Origin of the sequence: Desulfoferrobacter suflitae (genome assembly GCF_022603395.1) — a bacterium.
GTDB lineage: Bacteria > Desulfobacterota > Syntrophobacteria > Syntrophobacterales > Syntrophobacteraceae > Desulfoferrobacter > Desulfoferrobacter suflitae.
In genome coordinates, this window is the sequence record NZ_JAIBKA010000012.1 from 61,209 (window position 1) to 76,463 (window position 15,255).

Annotated in this window: 13 protein-coding genes and 1 pseudogene; 3 read left to right on the forward strand and 11 right to left on the reverse strand. The window is 54.4% G+C overall.

Annotated elements, in window-relative coordinates:
- Positions 1–154 precede the first annotated feature (154 nt).
- The 9 genes from K1V27_RS18595 to K1V27_RS18630 form a co-directional block, all read right to left on the reverse strand.
- Positions 155–1,453, reverse strand: coding sequence for an SAM-dependent methyltransferase (locus tag K1V27_RS18595; protein ID WP_258931553.1), 1,299 nt, complete (start codon positions 1,451–1,453; stop codon positions 155–157).
- Between the two features lie 395 nt (positions 1,454–1,848).
- Entirely contained in the window at positions 1,849–2,040 is a 192-nt protein-coding gene (locus tag K1V27_RS18600) for a hypothetical protein (RefSeq protein WP_258931554.1), read from the reverse strand.
- A gap of 49 nt (positions 2,041–2,089) precedes the next feature.
- Complete coding sequence (locus tag K1V27_RS18605) at positions 2,090–2,545, reverse strand: hypothetical protein (RefSeq protein WP_258931555.1); 456 nt, start codon at positions 2,543–2,545, stop codon at positions 2,090–2,092.
- A complete protein-coding gene (locus K1V27_RS18610) occupies positions 2,542–3,564 on the reverse strand; it encodes an adenine nucleotide alpha hydrolase family protein (RefSeq protein ID WP_258931556.1) in 1,023 nt (340 codons plus the stop codon). Before K1V27_RS18610 ends, K1V27_RS18605 begins: the two co-directional genes overlap by 4 nt.
- Before the next feature lie 36 nt (positions 3,565–3,600).
- Positions 3,601–5,043: a radical SAM protein gene (locus K1V27_RS18615; RefSeq protein ID WP_258931557.1), complete on the reverse strand. Its 1,443-nt coding sequence runs from the start codon at positions 5,041–5,043 to the stop codon at positions 3,601–3,603.
- A 63-nt stretch (positions 5,044–5,106) separates the two neighbouring features.
- Positions 5,107–5,421: a NifB/NifX family molybdenum-iron cluster-binding protein gene (locus K1V27_RS18620; protein ID WP_258931558.1), complete on the reverse strand. Its 315-nt coding sequence runs from the start codon at positions 5,419–5,421 to the stop codon at positions 5,107–5,109.
- A 275-nt stretch (positions 5,422–5,696) separates the two neighbouring features.
- The gene (locus K1V27_RS18625; RefSeq protein ID WP_258931560.1) at positions 5,697–7,091 is read right to left on the reverse strand and encodes a sigma-54 interaction domain-containing protein; all 1,395 of its coding nucleotides are present in this window, start codon (positions 7,089–7,091) and stop codon (positions 5,697–5,699) included.
- Between the two features lie 34 nt (positions 7,092–7,125).
- Positions 7,126–7,362, reverse strand: coding sequence for a type II toxin-antitoxin system RelE family toxin (locus tag K1V27_RS22965; protein WP_353740620.1), 237 nt, complete (start codon positions 7,360–7,362; stop codon positions 7,126–7,128).
- A gap of 16 nt (positions 7,363–7,378) precedes the next feature.
- Positions 7,379–7,633: a type II toxin-antitoxin system Phd/YefM family antitoxin gene (locus K1V27_RS18630; protein WP_258931561.1), complete on the reverse strand. Its 255-nt coding sequence runs from the start codon at positions 7,631–7,633 to the stop codon at positions 7,379–7,381.
- 467 nt (positions 7,634–8,100) lie between these two features.
- On the opposite strand from K1V27_RS18630, the gene K1V27_RS18635 reads away from it, so the two are divergent.
- A complete protein-coding gene (locus tag K1V27_RS18635; protein WP_258931562.1) occupies positions 8,101–8,973 on the forward strand; it encodes a universal stress protein in 873 nt (290 codons plus the stop codon).
- Positions 8,974–9,146: 173 nt separating this feature from the next.
- A complete protein-coding gene (locus K1V27_RS18640) occupies positions 9,147–11,366 on the forward strand; it encodes a cache domain-containing protein (protein WP_258931563.1) in 2,220 nt (739 codons plus the stop codon).
- Between the two features lie 524 nt (positions 11,367–11,890).
- On the opposite strand, the gene K1V27_RS18645 is transcribed toward K1V27_RS18640, so the two are convergent.
- Positions 11,891–12,661, reverse strand: coding sequence for a hypothetical protein (locus tag K1V27_RS18645; protein ID WP_258931564.1), 771 nt, complete (start codon positions 12,659–12,661; stop codon positions 11,891–11,893).
- A gap of 49 nt (positions 12,662–12,710) precedes the next feature.
- Entirely contained in the window at positions 12,711–14,579 is a 1,869-nt protein-coding gene (locus K1V27_RS18650; RefSeq protein ID WP_258931565.1) for an ABC transporter ATP-binding protein, read from the reverse strand.
- A gap of 147 nt (positions 14,580–14,726) precedes the next feature.
- Between K1V27_RS18650 and tnpA the strand changes: the two are divergent.
- Positions 14,727–15,155 (forward strand): annotated as a pseudogene (gene tnpA, locus K1V27_RS18655) (IS200/IS605 family transposase); the annotation flags it as partial.
- Between the last annotated feature and the right edge of the window lie 100 nt (positions 15,156–15,255).

Here is a 15,255-nt window from a genome sequence, read left to right on the forward strand (position 1 = left end):
GGCCTTGATCATCGTTTCGGTCGGACCATATCCGTTCGTGCTGAGGTATCGAAGCACGAACGAGCCTGTTCACCCTTCGATACCTCAGGGCGAGCAGAAATACATTGGACGGTGGCCGAGACGATGATCAAGGCCTATCATCACTTATGGGTTTTTACCGGTACCAGTCAGCGCGTGTCAGTGGTAAGGCGGCTTTGCCTCGGTCCAGTTTGGCCAGTAGCGTCTGATAGACATTGATCTGGCCTTTTTCAAAGCCGTAGGCGGAGCCGGCCATATACAGCCGCCAGACCCGGTAGGTGACTTCGTCCGCCGAGCTGCACGCCTCATCGTGCTGCGCTTCCAGGCGCCGCACCCAGTGGCGAAGGGTGAGCGCATAGTGCTCGCGCAAATTTTCCACGTCGCGCACCTCGAAACCGCTCAACTCGGCCACCCGCAGGGTGGAATTGATGGGCAGCAGATCACTGTCGGGAAAAACGTAAGTATCGATGAAGCTTGGACCGATGCGTTTGCGCTCGGTGGCTGAGCGACCGATGCCGTGGTTGAGAAACACGCCTCCCGGCTTGAGCAGCCTCCATGCGCGGTTGAAATATTCGAATAGCTGTCCTTCGCCGACATGTTCGAACATGCCCACGCTGACCAGCTTATCGTAGCTTTCGGGCTCATCGATGTCGCGATAGTCACGTACTTCGACCCGGCATCGATCCGCCAATCCGGCCTCGCGAATACGCTGGTTGGCCAGTTCCGCCTGCGGTTTGCTGAGAGTGATGCCGAGCACCCGCACCTGATATTCCCGGGCGGCGTGCATCACCAGCCCGCCCCAGCCGCAGCCGATATCGAGCAGCCTCTCACCGGACTTGAGTCGCAACTTACGGCAGAGGTAGTCGAGCTTTCTCTGCTGCGCCGTATCGAGATCCTCGTCAGGAGATTCAAAGTAGGCGCACGAATAGTTCATCAGACTGTCGAGCCATAAGGAAAAGAATTCATTGGAGACGTCGTAATGGTAGGTGACCGCCTGCCGATCGCGTTCCTTTGAGTGGCAGGCACCTTCGAGCTCGGCCGGCCGGCGGCCATTGACAGATCGGTGCCCATTGCGCGGCAGCTGCAGCAGCAAACCGGCACACCGCAGCCATTTGCCGGCATTCTTGCGCGGGTCGGCGATATGGTCTCTGAGGGCAAAGACGGACTCGATGTCGCCTTCCACATCAAAATCGTCATATAGGTAAGCCTCGCCTAATGTGACATCATTGGGCAGCCAAAACATGTTGCGCAGAGCCCCCGGATGGCGAATCACCAGGGTGAAGCGGGTCGGCCGGCCCGGCTCGGCCTCCCAGGTAGTGCCGTCCCAAAAGCGCACGGCAAAGTCGCGCGGCCGGCAGTCTCCGAGCAGGTTCTGAAAAAATGAGAGGCTTGTTCGAACCAGCCTGTCAGGCTTGTGCTGAGTTTGCAGGGTCATTGTTTCCTCCTTTCTTTAAAGCACACCTTTTCGACCTGATTGGATACCCTTCGACACCTCAGGGCAGGCCCGAGAGGAGAGTGGAAGACCTGCCGGGTTTCCCCGCCGCCCGCGGCAGGATGCGGCCGACAGGTGCTATCTTGAATCCGCCCCGGCGTGGGTAACAGGGGGTCTGTGGTGTGAGCGAATTCAAGGCCCCGGCAGCTCCATTGCCCTTTATATGACCTGCCCTGAGCTATTGAAGGATATCTAACGGGTCTTCTACTGCATCCTTGCATGTATACATTATTGGCGTTCGCTCCTTTCCGGAAGCAGGAGGCTAGACGCTGCAGGCTAGAACCCAAAAACCGGAAGACAAGGTTGAAAGTTTCTGTTCACCGTTCACTGCTCACTCCCTAGATCCCGCCCATATGTTGCTCCACATACTCCTTAACGGCGGCCTCATCCAGCAATTCTTTGAGCTTCTCGAAGCACTCCTCATCGCGGCCGATCTGCGGCCAGATGGCAGGGAGAACTTCCATAATCAGCCCTTTCTGATGTACCGGGCTCCAATTCACAGCGGTTGTTTTGATTTGTTCGAAGTCCATTTTATCCTCCTTTCCTGATGCAGGCTGCGGCTTTTGGCATCTCGGCTGCTCACAATGTCAGATAGGCGGCGATAATTGGGAGGTAGATTTCAACCAGCCGATAGCTTTGATCCAGAATGCCGTACGTGCGCATTCGACCAACCATTTGACTGAGCTCTTCTGCCGGGATTTGAAGCTGCTCGGAGCAGGCCGCGACCCTTTTGCGGATTTCTTGATAGCCCTGCCCGGGAAAAGCGCCCAGAGAGTCCGGGTTGTCAACTAGGAGCCGAAGAAAAGTGCGAATGGCTGTCTCCGGCACCGTGACCGACTGGGTGAAGCGGCAGAATTCGCGAACTTCTTTGGGCACTGCATCGAGCTTCCGGCGCAGTTCCTTGATTCGGCGGTAGCGGAAATCCATCTCTCCGTGAAGCATTTCCCGGTCAAACTCGCCCTCGGGATATTCGGCCTTGATTTCCGACAGCAGGTTTTGACATTCGGCGAGCTGTGTTTTCAACGGCATGTTCATGACATATCCTCGTTTTCCGCTAAATTTTTTTTGGCTCTGGCAGATTCGAGCAGTGCGCGCAGAAACCTCACGTAAGCGATGCTACGGTAGCACCTCTTGGCCGCGAGCTTGTGGTTTGCTCTTCTGGCAGATTGCCGGGCCAGTTCCTGCCTGATTTGGTCTTCGTTCCAGCTTCGTGCAAGTGCCGCCAGGACCACATCCACCTTTTCGTAAGGGCCTAAGATTTCCTCGTCGCCGATCCCGCCGAACCCCGGTGAGGGCGGCTGCGCAAGCAGATAATCGGGCAAGCCCAAATATCCTGCGGTGCGGTAGACTTGGGATTTATAAATTCCGGCGAGAGGCGCATAGTCGCCCATAGTTGCGTCGTCAACACCCTGCTCGACGAAGAAGCCGAGCGAGACCTCGGTCAGATTGGCACAAACGACAACCAGCAGATGGTGGTCCGCGGCAAAGTTTTGCAGCACTTCCATGCGAACCCGATGGGCAGTAGTGAGAGCTTGATAATGGCGCGTTATCCATGATGGGGCATTTGCCGACATGATCTGCAAGATGATATGCCTGCGCACTTTTACCGGCAGCCACCTAAGCAAAACCTTCATTCCCATTGTGGTCAGAAAACGCGATGGCGCCCCCAGTCGCCTTTCCGCCTGCTCGATCCGGTGTGTGAGGTCAATCCGCTCGAATTCGGCTCCCACCACTCGGTAAACTTCGGAATTGTAGTACTCTCCTTTCACTCTTGCATCGATCATCTGCAACGCGGCTACACGGCTTTGCCCCGAGTGCCGCAACGCTCGAGCGCAAAGGGCCGCCGCAAGCGCGCTGTCGATCCCGCCGCTGGCGCCCAGGGCGACCCCCTCAAGTCTCCTGGAATCCATTTTCGCTGCAAGCTCCGTGTGGCAGGATCGTACGAAGTCGGCAGCCGGAAACTTGAAAAGCTCCTGCTCGATGCTCGGCATTGGGTTCGCCTGCAAAGCCTCTGTTTCATTTTCAACATGCCAGTGTGCCAGGGAGGATTTCATCTGTTCCTCTCATTGCAGTTGCAGGCTGCTCGGAGTTCAGCAGCATGCATCATAGGATAGAACATCGACCTGCCAGCAGGGGTCAAGCAGTTCGGCCAGGCGTTGGTCGTAGGTGAGCATGCATCCGCGGTATTGCGAGTCTGCCAGCGCATCGGCTGCTTCCTTATTAAGCGGTCGGGCGCCCGTAGTTTGAATGGCGTGGTAGGCAAAACCATAATGATCGCGTATGGGGCAGGGACGGAACAGATTTTGAACCCGATCCGGAGGTTGCGCGTAGCCGTAAGCAGCCTGCCAGCCGCGGATGGCGCAAAACAGCTCGGATTCCAGGACTGACGAGATGGAGCCATTTTTCCGATAGATGTCATGGATGTTATCTACATAATAAGGGAAGAAGACGCATGGCGCCACGTTGCCGTTCCAGTCGATGTGCAGGTAGCCGCCCGGACGTCCTGCGGCGATGCACCCGACCGACATGGGGCCGCCGTTCCAAAAGTCGATATAAAAGAGCTCCCTTTCTCTAAGCAGCTGCATCTGTCGCTGCAACATGAACAATCTCTGCTCCGGTGTGACTACCAGGTCGAAGGTATAACTTCGGCCGATGGGCATATATTGAAAAATCCAACCGTAAGCGGCCCCCTGCAGATCGAAGAAAAACCGAACGAAGGATTCGGATACGATCAGTTCTGCGTTGTTGCGCGTTGCCGTTACCGAAATGCCGAACGGCACACCCGCGCCGCGCAGATTCTCCATAGCTTCGAGCACACTCTGAAAGACCCCTTGGCCGCGCCGAGCATCTGTTTCCTCTTTAAAACCTTCCACCGATATGGCCGGTGTCACATTACCGAGATCGGCCATCCTGCGGGCTACTTGCCGGGTTATGAGGGTGCCGTTGGTGAAAACAAGGAAATAGTTGTCCGCGTTTTGTTGCAGCAGCTCCCAAAGGTCTTTGCCTTCGCTGCGATAGAGCCACGCTTCACCGCCGCTCACAACGGTGAAATGAGAGCCCCAGAGCTCGGTTTTTTCGCGAATAACCCGCTGCAGCACCGAGTAGCTCAGCGATTTCGCCTTGCTGGCGCGAGCGGCCGCATAGCATCCGGTGCAGCGCAGATTACATTTCTCTGTCGGGCTGACGATGAGAAAGCCCGGCGGCTCGTAGCCGTGTTTCAGCTGGAACGTTTCCGTGCGGGCCGGGTCGGCTATAACGAATTTTTCAACGAAGGTGTCGAGCAGCGAACGTCTTTCCGCGTCGCATATGCGCCCGCGCGCAAGGGCCCGTGCTCCGCTGCGCAGCAGGTTGCGCATACCGAGAAAACGCATTTCCTGAACTTTTTGCGGCCGATGGTCGGCATTTTGACTGACAATATAGTCCTCCAGCGCCCGCTCTGCCTTCTCCACCGCCTGGCGGCGAAACAAGTTGTTTTTGAGGCCCACTTTCATGAGGTTCTTTGACAACGCCTGTCGGAAGTTTCGATCGCTCATAACCGCCCTCTCTTTATAGTGTCAACCTGTTGATTCGGTTTTCATGGCAGGCTTGCCGTCTTTTCAGCGACCTGTCAGTGAGGAAATTGCGGTCAATTTGCCCAGGACCTCTTCCACCTCTCCAGTCACATTGGCGATTACCCGGAGGCCGCGCCTTTCCAGCCAGCACTGGGTGGCTTGGTCGATGCCGTTGCAAACCAACGTGGTTACCCCCAGGGACAGCAGCTTATTTCTCCTATCCACCAGGGACACCGCCGCCAGCGGCATGATCATCGTCGAACCGGGCCGCTGCTGTTGCACTACCACCACCATCAGCTCCGGGGCGGTGGAGAAATGGGGTGAAACACGCTCTCCGTACAATGGTATGGCGATGGTCATCGATCGGCTCCCAGATTCCCGTTGTGTTGTGAGATACAGTAGGCAATTTTAGTGCCACACCTCAAAAGTGGAATGAGGGCAACACTTCCGCGGTAAGACTGCGGATTGAAGCTGCTTTTGAGGATGGCGTGGTGATGAGTCAAAGCAGAAGTGGAACTGTTGCAGTGAATCAGTTGCAGATTTGCAACGATATATAGTGAGCAGTGAACGGTGAGCAGTGAACAGAATAGTGGGGATTTCACTGATTGGGTGGGACTGATGGGCTGGGGTGGTTTTCAGGGGGAGTCGATGTGCAGTTTCTTGATCTTGCGCCACAGAGTGGTGCGGCTCACCCCGAGCTCGCGCGCTGCAGCGATTTTGCAGCCGTTATGCGTTGCCAGAATTTGGCGGATGGTGCGGGCTTCGGAAGATTCCAGCGGATTGACGGGAAACGAGGCATCAACAGGCCTTTTGGCTTTGTCCAGAAACTCCTGCGGCAAATGCTTTGTTTTGATGAGCGGTCCTTTGCACAGCACGTAGGCGTGTTCCAAAATGTTTTCGAGCTCCCGCACGTTTCCGGGGAACTGGTAATTCAGCAACAGCTCCATGACCTCCTCGGTGACTCCCGAAACACGCTTTCCCTTGATGGAGCCCAGCCTGGCGAGCAGGCGGTCCACCAGCATCGGAATATCTTCCTTGCGCTCGCAAAGGGGGGTCAATTCCAGTTTGATGATGTTCAGCCGGTAGTAGAGGTCATCGCGAAAACTTCCCGCATCCATCAGTTGTCTGATGTCTTTATGGCTGGCCGCGACGATGCGTACATCGACCTTGATGGGAGTGGTTCCTCCCAACGGTACGAACTGCTTTTCTTCCAATACGCGCAGCAGCTTGACCTGAAGGGCGGGGGAAGTGTCGCCGATTTCATCCAGAAAGACCGTGCCACGGTTGCCCAACAAGAACCTGCCCGGTTTGTCCTTTCGCGCATCGGTGAAGGCACCCTTGACATAGCCGAACAATTCGGATTCGAGCAGGGTGTCGGGAATGGCCCCGCAGTTGATTTTAACCAGCGGCTGGTCTTTCCGCGGGCTCAGCTCATGAATCAATCGGGCCACCAGTTCCTTGCCCGAGCCGCTCGGCCCCTGGATCAGCACCGTGCTGTCGCTTTCCGCCACGTCCGGCAGAATTTCAAAGAGTTTTTGCATCGGAGCGCTCTTGCCGATGAGGTCCCCCAGGCGATACTTTTCTGAAACGGCGGTTCGCAGAGTTTCTATCAGGGAGAGGTCCCGGAATACCTCCACCATGCCCAGAACTTGACCCTCATCGTCACGCAGCAAGGCCGTCGAGATGCTGACCGACACTTCGCTGCCGCTTCGGTTGATGATCACCGCCGGCTGATCGTATACGGGCTCCCCGGTTGCCATGGTCTGCCTGAGGGGGCAGTGAGTCTGACAGATGTCCGCGCGAAACACGTCGAAGCAATAGCGGCCGATGGCTTCCTCCGAGCTGAAGCCGGTGATCTGTTCCGCAGCTCGATTGAAAAAGCCGATGATGCGCTGGTCCCTGCCCACGGCAAACACGCCGTCGTTGACACTTTCCAGTATGACGCAACACGCCGATGCTTTCTCGCGATCGTTGCAAAGTATTTCCCGGTGCATTTCACTGCAATTGCGGGGTGGCTGCTTTGTTTCCATAGACAGTAACAGTGCTCACTTCATCAAGGGTCATTCATGTGCTCTGGAGTCGGCGATAGATTGCATCATCATTTCTTTTCCCCACTAAGGCTACCTTGAGACAATCTTGCTCGACCCGATAGAGAATTCGATATTCTCCAATGTCGGCTCTTCTATAGGGATAGCCTCTAAGGGGAGAAGAATCAGACGGCTCCGGGTCTTCCATGAGCGCCGGAATCTTATTAAAGATTTGGCGATATTGCCTTGCCGGCAATGGACGCAGGAACTTCATCACCTGTCTTGTAATGCTAAGCTTTAACACGGAGGGAGCTTTCAATGAATTCCCTGGTTTCCGCTTCGCTCAAATACCCCTCTGCCTCCGCGGCTTTCGCCCTTTCCCCCCAATAAGCATCTTCGAGCCTGGTGAGACGTTCGTATTCCTTCATCGACATCAGCACAGCTACCTGCTGGTTGGTTTTTTCAACCACAACCGGTTCCACCAAAGCCACTTGCAGATAATGGCCCAGCTTGTTCTTCATCTCAGTTGCTTTTACGGTTACCATGGTCAACACCCTTTTCTCTCAACCCACTTTGACTATTTTAGCTATTATAGCTGCTTCATCTTTTTCTTTCAACTTCGTTAACAACCAACGCGACCACGAATCATTTGGGTGCCTCCTTTATCGTGGCTTTTCTATCTCCTCATCTAAGGCTATGATAGCTAGGATCTTTGGGCACAATCAACGGGCCAACGGGCGGTTTTTCATCTCTTCTGCGCATCCCCAAGAATAGCTCTCGGCCGATTGGCGAAATGAGGTTGGTGGTCGGCTTCCGTTTACGCAAAGGCCCACCCTGAGTCCTGCTCTGAATTATCGAGGGCTATTTTGGGAAAGCACAGCTGATGATTCTTGAGGTATAAATTCTGCATATTCAATTCGGTGAGCAGCAGCCATTGGGGGCCTCGTCCGTTCACTGTTCACTGTTCACCGTTCACTGTATCACCGGCAATGCCATTGGGGAGAACTTTCAGATGTTCAAAAAAATTCTATTTGCCACAGACTTATCGCCCGCTTCCGAAGCCCTCATCCAATGTGCCGGCGAGCTCAAGACAATCGGCATGGAAGAGGTGGTGCTTGCTCACATCATCTATGTTGCCAACCGGCCTGGAGTGGGTGAAATGCTGGCCCAGGATGCACAGCCGGACCTGGATCGGCAAAAGGAGATTTTGCAGCAGCAGGGCCTGAAGGTCACCTGTGAGCTGATCGTCGGCCCGGTCGGTTTGCCGGCTGTCATTTTAAACGACCTTGCGGGCAAGTATGGCGTTTCAGCCGTCCTCATCGGTTCCCACGGCAAGGGTATCTTTGCGCGCGCCGCTCTCGGCAGCGTCTCCTCACGACTGCTTGAAATCACTGCTTACCCGGTGCTGCTTGCCCGGATCGGCATCGGGGAGGAAGAGAAGTGTTTTTTGCAGTGCGAGCGCCTGCTTGCGAACTTGCTGTTCCCCACCGATTTTTCCGATACGGCCGAGCGGGCTTTTTTCTACTTGGGATCTATCGTGACAGCTGCAAAATGTCCGGTAACGCTTCTGCACGTGCGCAACCGAGATGCCGTCCAGCCTCATTTGCTGCACCGTCTGGAGGACCTCAAACAACTCGATTTATCCCGCTTGGGCAGGATGAAAACCAGGCTCGAGTTACTTGGATCGAGCCGCGTTGCCGTAGAGGTCGGCTACGGCGTTCCCAGTCGGGAAATCATCGAGAGGGTGGGTGGAGGTGATTTCTCGATGATTGTCATGGGAGGCCGGGGCAAGGGATATATCAAAGAAGTTTGTCTGGGCAGTGTGGCCAATGAGGTTGCACAGCATAGCAAGGTTTCCGTGCTGTTCATCTCGGCAATACGCTAGGAAGCTGTCCGAGAATGCGTTTGCCATTGTTTCCGTTATTCCCGCGGGCATTTGGCGGGAATGACCGGGGGGGATCCGGTGAGCGCGTGGTGAAACCGTGCTACTCATCGAGTTCATTTTTAAAAACTATTCGGCTGCGGCCAGTGGCCGTGCGTTGACCCGAGAGGACGAGGATGAGCCATGCGAAAACGCGGCTGCGGGCATGGAGCCGGCTGCGCCACATGCCTCTGCGCTACCGGCTCAGCATGGCTTTCTTTCTGCTCGGTTTTGCCGGCACTGTTACCCTGGTAACTTTGGCCATCCTGAGCCAGAATGAACTCATCGGCCAGCAGGAGCGCGAGCGATTGCACGGTTATGCCCGAGCCTTCGAGTACAACCTGGATCTGCAGGGGCGATGGGCGGTGAGCCTTGCTTCCAGCTTTGCCCGCAATCCCGAGGTGGCTTTTGCTCTTGCCCAAAAAGACCGCTATCGGCTGATCAAGCTTTGTTATCCTTCCTACCTCTTTATGCAGCAACATTACGGCATCACTCAGTTCAACTTTCACGTGCTGCCGGCGAGGAACTTCCTGCGTTTGCAGCGATTGTACGAATTCGGCGACGATTTGAGCTATCGCAGCACCATTGAAGCGGCAATATCCGGCAAGACAGAGATATTCGGCCTGGAAGAAGGCTTGACCGGCTATGGTATGCGCGGCGTAGCACCGGTCTTTTGGCGCGGTGAAATGATCGGTACGATTGAAATCGGTTTCAGCGTGGGGATGCCCCTGCTCGCCGAAATGAAAAGACAGTTCGGAATTGAGGCTTTGCTCTTGATGCCTGATACGGACAAAGGGTCTTTTTCCGTCTATGCCGGCACTCTGCCCGAATCTCTTGATCGCAAGGGCTGGCAATATATGGCCGCCTTTCAAAGCGGCAAGCCGCAGCTTTTGCTGCGCTCGTTTGGCGGCTCGTCCTATGCCGTGCTGGTTGCAGCCGTGCATGATTACAGTGGGAAAACCGCAGCCCTGGTGGAGCTGGCGGTGGATCGCGCGGCCGCTCTTGCTCTAAACGAGCATTATCGCTACCTATTGCTCGGCGTGGGAATGATCGGGTTGCTTCTCACCGTTGCCGCCACCTATTTGATCAGCGCCTTTTTCGCAAAAGATATCGAGGCCATGGTGGGAATTGCTCAAAAGATCGCCGCGGGAGGTGAGGTCCGCCCTCTAGCCGCCGGGCCTTCGGGCGAACTGCGCTTGCTGGCTGAAGCCTTGAATGAAATGCTGGCATCTTTGGACAAATCACGCCGAGCGATGCATCGATACAAGGAAAATCTGGAGCATAATGTGCAGCTGAGGACCAAAGCCCTGCGCGAATCGGAGGAAAAATACCGAACTCTGGTGGAGAGTGTTCCGCTGGTGGTTTACCGGCTGCTTGGCAACGGTCGAACCATTTTTGTGAGCCACTTTATTGAAGAACTGATGGGCATTTCGGTTCAACAGGTCATGCAGGATTTGAACTTTTGGAAAAACAAGGTGTGTGAGGACGACCGGCAGCGCATTTGGCCGCTTATGGACGGCTGTCTGCAGGACGGGCATCTGTTTAGGGCAGAGTATCGAATGTACAATGCCAAAGGGCAGGTCTTGTTCGTTATGGACTATGCCCTGCCGGTCCTGGACGAAGAGGGAAAGGTGGAATCCGTGGACGGCATCCTGGTGGATGTGAGCGACCGCCGTCGGCTCCAGCAGCAAATCATTCAAACGGAAGAGCTACGCACGCTGGCCGAGATTTCCGCGCGTCTCGCCCATGAAATCCGCAACCCATTGGTTGCCGCCGGCGGTTTCGCCCGAAGGCTGTTGGAGAAACTGACCGAAGAAGACGCGAATCGCGCTTCGCTGGCCATCATCGTTAAAGAAGTGGCACGGCTTGAAATGATCCTGGACAAGACCATCAAATATCTTCGACCTTTTGAGCTGCACCGGCAGCGAACGTCCCTCAACGCGCTAATCGTCAAACGGTTGGAGCGCCACCAGCCGCTGCTTGCAAGATGTTCCTGCGGTGTTGAGCTGAGTCTGGCCGGCCAGCTGCCGGACGTTCTCCTGGATCGGGATCTGTTCGGCAAAGCCGTGGAAGATATTTTTTTGGCGCTTGCAGGTTACTGCCGGGCTGGCGAAGGGCTGCAGGTGCTAACTTACCAGCGCAGGGAAACGGTCCACCTTGAAATTCAGGCTTTTGCCGCATCAGTTACCGACGACGATCTGGAGCACTTCTTTTATCCCTTCGCCAGTCGGCCGGGGTACTTTGCAGCAGGCGATCTGCCCCTCGCCAAAATGGTTGTACACAAGCACCAGGGGATCATCGAGCTGCGGCGCAAACGGCCGCACCAGATTGTCTTGACCATCACTCTGCCGGTTTAGACGGTGAGCGGTGAAGGGAGTTGATTCTTTGCCTTGGTAAGGCCAAAGGGGCCAAAACAGGCGGCTCATCGTGGATTAGCGTCATCGTGTCGCTCTGCAGCCGTTTGCCCTGAGGTATCGAAGGGCAACCCACCCGTTCGTGCTTCGGTACCTCAGCACGAACCGAGCGCGTAAATTACGGTAATCTGCGATGAGCCGAAATTGTTAAGAGGAAAGTGTTGGACACTCCGGTTTTCCAGATTCACCACCTCTCGGCTTTGGCAGGAAAAGACTTGCCGAGGTATGCGCTGATTTCGGTTTGGATCTTCCGGAGATATTTCATGCATTGTCCAGGAAATGAGTAAAAGCTGACTCAACACAGAGCGTTAAGAAGATAGCAGCCAAAAACAAATATGGAACCAATGGATATCTTGGAGATAAGAAGAGACGTAAACAAAGATTCTTAACCTTAAATTATGGCAGAGGGCGGTGTTAACGATTTCTTACCCATTTGAATCTCAACCTTCCTTTCTCAAGTCTTATGATTACAAATATCGATCATAGGCCGTTTCCATGAGTGCCATCATTTGCCGATAGCGCTGACCGACTTCGTTTTCGTCAGCCTTATGAACTGCATCGGCGAAGACGTCCACGGATTCGGAAAACCTCTCCAGTGCTTCCGTATCCCGGATAATCGCCCCCGTGCCGTCAACGGGATGTGATACGGCCCGTTTCTTCAGATCCAGAAGCGTTTGAACCGCAGGTGTGATTTCAGCGAGATTTTTGTCCCGGACCTGCTGTTGCAGCGACTTGGCGGCCTTGCGAAATCGAAATAGAACATCGGTAGTCAGTTCAATGCCGGCTTTTTGATTCATTTCAACGAAATTCCGGCAAGTGCGGCCACAAGAGGAGAAAGCGGTTTTCACATCCTTGGTTTCCACCGCCTTGAGCATTTGCCGCATATTGCCTTCAACCGCCTGAGCGGCTTCTTTCCAAGCCATATTTTGGGCAAAAACCGGAGGCGTAGCATCGGCATGGTCCTTGAGAAATCTTTGCCAGCGATTCAGCGCGAGGGCCGTTTTCGCTTCCGCTTTATGCAAGAGGCCATCTTCATCTTTCGCTTCCGCATCAATCGTCTTGATCTTTGCGCATGCGGAGCGCAACGACCGCCGCACCTGGGAAATTTCCGATAAGTCGCTGTGTTCGGGAGTATGACTTGACGTTGCGCCAAAGACGACAGGCGCCGAAACGCCCAGCAAGATGATCAGGCAAACAGCGACCGCTGTCATTAGGGTTGAACTCTTAGTATCCACCATATCCAGATTTCCTTTCTAATTTACCCGTCCGTTTGAAAGTTTCTTCCTCTCAGAGACCGAAAGGCACGCTGCTCTCGCGGCTTTGCTGAGCATCCCATAGCATTTTATAAACCCCATTTCGATTCAGCAGTTCCTGATGCTTACCCGACTCGGCGATTTCCCCCTGCGAAAGCACGACAATACGGTCCATTTCGGCAACGGTCTTCAACTGGTGAGTAACCACAATGGTGGTTTTTCCCTTGGTCAATGATTTCAACGCCTCGCTGACTTTTTGTTCGGAAATGGGGTCGAGTCCCGTGGTCGGTTCGTCCAGCAAAACAATGGGAGCATCGCGCAAAATCGCGCGGGCTATGGCGATCCGTCTTTTCTGGCCGCCCGACAATCCGGCTCCCCCTTCACCGAGGTGGGTGCGGTAGCCTTGCGGCAGCTTCCGGATAAATTCATCGGCCCCGGCGGCCCTTGCCGCACGAGCAACTTCGAGCTCGGTTGCTCCGGGCCTTGCCATGGCGATGTTACCCCTGATGCTCAGGTTGAAAAGATGCGAGTCCTGGAGTACAATAGCTAACTGAGTGCGAAGCGAGGAGCACGCTAAAGCGCTTATATCAAGTCCATCGATTCGTACCGTCCCCTGCTGTGGACTGTAGAGTTTCATGATCAGATGAAGAATGGTGGATTTGCCGTTTCCAGAATCCCCGACGAGTGCAACTCTCTGTCCCTCTTCGATGATCAGGCTGAAGTCGCTCAAAACGGGGCGGTCCTTATGGTAGCCAAAAGTCACCCGCTCAAGTTCAATGCGACCCTTCAAAGCGAGCTTCTTCCCCAACTGCTGTGTTCGCCGGCATTCTTTATCCAAAGGCCTTAGCTGCATGACTTCTTCGATTCGCTCCAGGGCGGATGCGGACTTCGCCAGCCTGTTTGTAAATTTGGCAATTTCCCGAACGGGTTTGAACAGGCTGTTCACATAGGCGATGAAGATTGTGAGCTGGCCGATGGTGAGATCTCCGTGGAGGATTCGCAAAGCTCCAACAAGAATAACGACCATTGATGTTACCCCAACGAGTGTGTCCATTGATGCGGTTAGCATGCCCTGCAGCCGCCCCGCCTTTACTCCCTGGACGGCACTCTCTTGCCCCCCCGTCAAAAAATCCCCTATCATTTTATTTTCAACGGAAAGCACCGTGACCGCCCGATGATTGTAAAATGCCTCCTGGACGTTCGCGGCCAGGGCACCCTCGATTCGCATCTGTCCTTTCACAGCTTCCCTGGCCCGCTGCATGAAAAGCGCATTGGCCCAGCAGGCCATGGGAACAACGAACACCAGGGTAAGGGCAAAACTCCAGTCCATGACAAAGCTCACGATCAGGATTCCTAAGACCAAAGGAAAGCTTCGGATGCTGACAATGAGGAGAGCCTCCAGCACATCCTGAATATGCGCCGTGTCTTTTGAGATTCTGCTGGTGAGATCACCCGTCCGAGCCCCGTCGAAAAATCTCTGGGGAAGAAACATGAGATGAGAGAACAGGTTGCGACGAACGGCAAGAATCACCTGCTGGCTCAAGCGCGCAAGAGCAAGATTTTGGAGATACAGCAGAAAAGCGTTCAGCAGATAGATGCCGAGAAGTATTGTCAGGTACCCGAGAAGAAACCTCACGTCCGGCGAGGTAAAAAACTGGCTGATGCGGGCTGCCGCAAGCTCCATCACACCGCCGGTAGGCCTGAAGTCATGGCTTATGGTCGGGCTTTTGACAACGTAGTCGATAATGACACGAACCGGCCAGGGCTGGGCCAAAGTAAGGATCGTCTGGCCTACGAGGCAGAATACGACTGCAGTCGCTAGCGCCCAGTGGCCCCTCAAGGCAAGGAACAGCTGGGAATTCCTGATGAGTTGAAGGTAGCGTTCGAGTCGGCTGTTCATCATCTCCATAATCACACGATCAAAAACAATAATTAATCATGGTAAACCCCCGGCTTTGCCGGGGGACTCCCAGAGTTTGACAATTCCGGGATTGTACGAAAGCCTTCCTATTGTGAACCGCTCAAAGTTTACAGAAAGGAAAGCTTTCGTATGGATGAATATCAAAGTCTAAGCCACACCGTCTGGGACTGCAAGTACCATGTAGTATGGATTCCCAAGTACCGAAGGAAGAATCTCTATGAACAGCTTCGAAAGCATCTGGGCCAAATGCTTAGACAGCTTGCCATGCAAAGAGAGAGCAAGATAGTGGAAGGGCATCTCATGTTGGACCACGTTCACATGCTGATCAGCATACCACCCAAGTATAGTGTTTCGCAGGTGGTAGGTTTCATCAAGGGCAAGAGTGCTATCCATGTTGCAAGGAGCTTCCTCGGGAGAAAGAAAAACTTCACTGGCCAAAGTCTATGGGCCAGAGGATACTTTGTATCTACGATAGGCAGAGACGAGCAAACTATTCGCGAGTACATCAAAAAGCAGGAGGCTGAAGATCGAAGGCTCGACCAACTGCATATGTTCAGAACTCTTGATCTCTGGCACTGCTATGTTCATCGGATTCTATTTAATAACAGACCCTTACCAATTTTCCTATGTTCCAAAGGCCGGAAAATGCTGGTGACAC

Bases quoted from the DNA above. Each gene is read 5' to 3' on its own strand.
- K1V27_RS18595 (WP_258931553.1), bottom strand. From the start codon at position 1,453: ATGACCCTGCAAACTCAGCACAAGCCTGACAGGCTGGTTCGAACAAGC.
- K1V27_RS18600 (WP_258931554.1), bottom strand. From the start codon at position 2,040: ATGGACTTCGAACAAATCAAAACAACCGCTGTGAATTGGAGCCCGGTA.
- K1V27_RS18605 (WP_258931555.1), bottom strand. From the start codon at position 2,545: ATGAACATGCCGTTGAAAACACAGCTCGCCGAATGTCAAAACCTGCTG.
- K1V27_RS18610 (WP_258931556.1), bottom strand. From the start codon at position 3,564: ATGAAATCCTCCCTGGCACACTGGCATGTTGAAAATGAAACAGAGGCT.
- K1V27_RS18615 (WP_258931557.1), bottom strand. From the start codon at position 5,043: ATGAGCGATCGAAACTTCCGACAGGCGTTGTCAAAGAACCTCATGAAA.
- K1V27_RS18620 (WP_258931558.1), bottom strand. From the start codon at position 5,421: ATGACCATCGCCATACCATTGTACGGAGAGCGTGTTTCACCCCATTTC.
- K1V27_RS18625 (WP_258931560.1), bottom strand. From the start codon at position 7,091: ATGGAAACAAAGCAGCCACCCCGCAATTGCAGTGAAATGCACCGGGAA.
- K1V27_RS22965 (WP_353740620.1), bottom strand. From the start codon at position 7,362: ATGAAGTTCCTGCGTCCATTGCCGGCAAGGCAATATCGCCAAATCTTT.
- K1V27_RS18630 (WP_258931561.1), bottom strand. From the start codon at position 7,633: ATGGTAACCGTAAAAGCAACTGAGATGAAGAACAAGCTGGGCCATTAT.
- K1V27_RS18635 (WP_258931562.1), top strand. From the start codon at position 8,101: ATGTTCAAAAAAATTCTATTTGCCACAGACTTATCGCCCGCTTCCGAA.
- K1V27_RS18640 (WP_258931563.1), top strand. From the start codon at position 9,147: ATGAGCCATGCGAAAACGCGGCTGCGGGCATGGAGCCGGCTGCGCCAC.
- K1V27_RS18645 (WP_258931564.1), bottom strand. From the start codon at position 12,661: ATGGTGGATACTAAGAGTTCAACCCTAATGACAGCGGTCGCTGTTTGC.
- K1V27_RS18650 (WP_258931565.1), bottom strand. From the start codon at position 14,579: ATGATGAACAGCCGACTCGAACGCTACCTTCAACTCATCAGGAATTCC.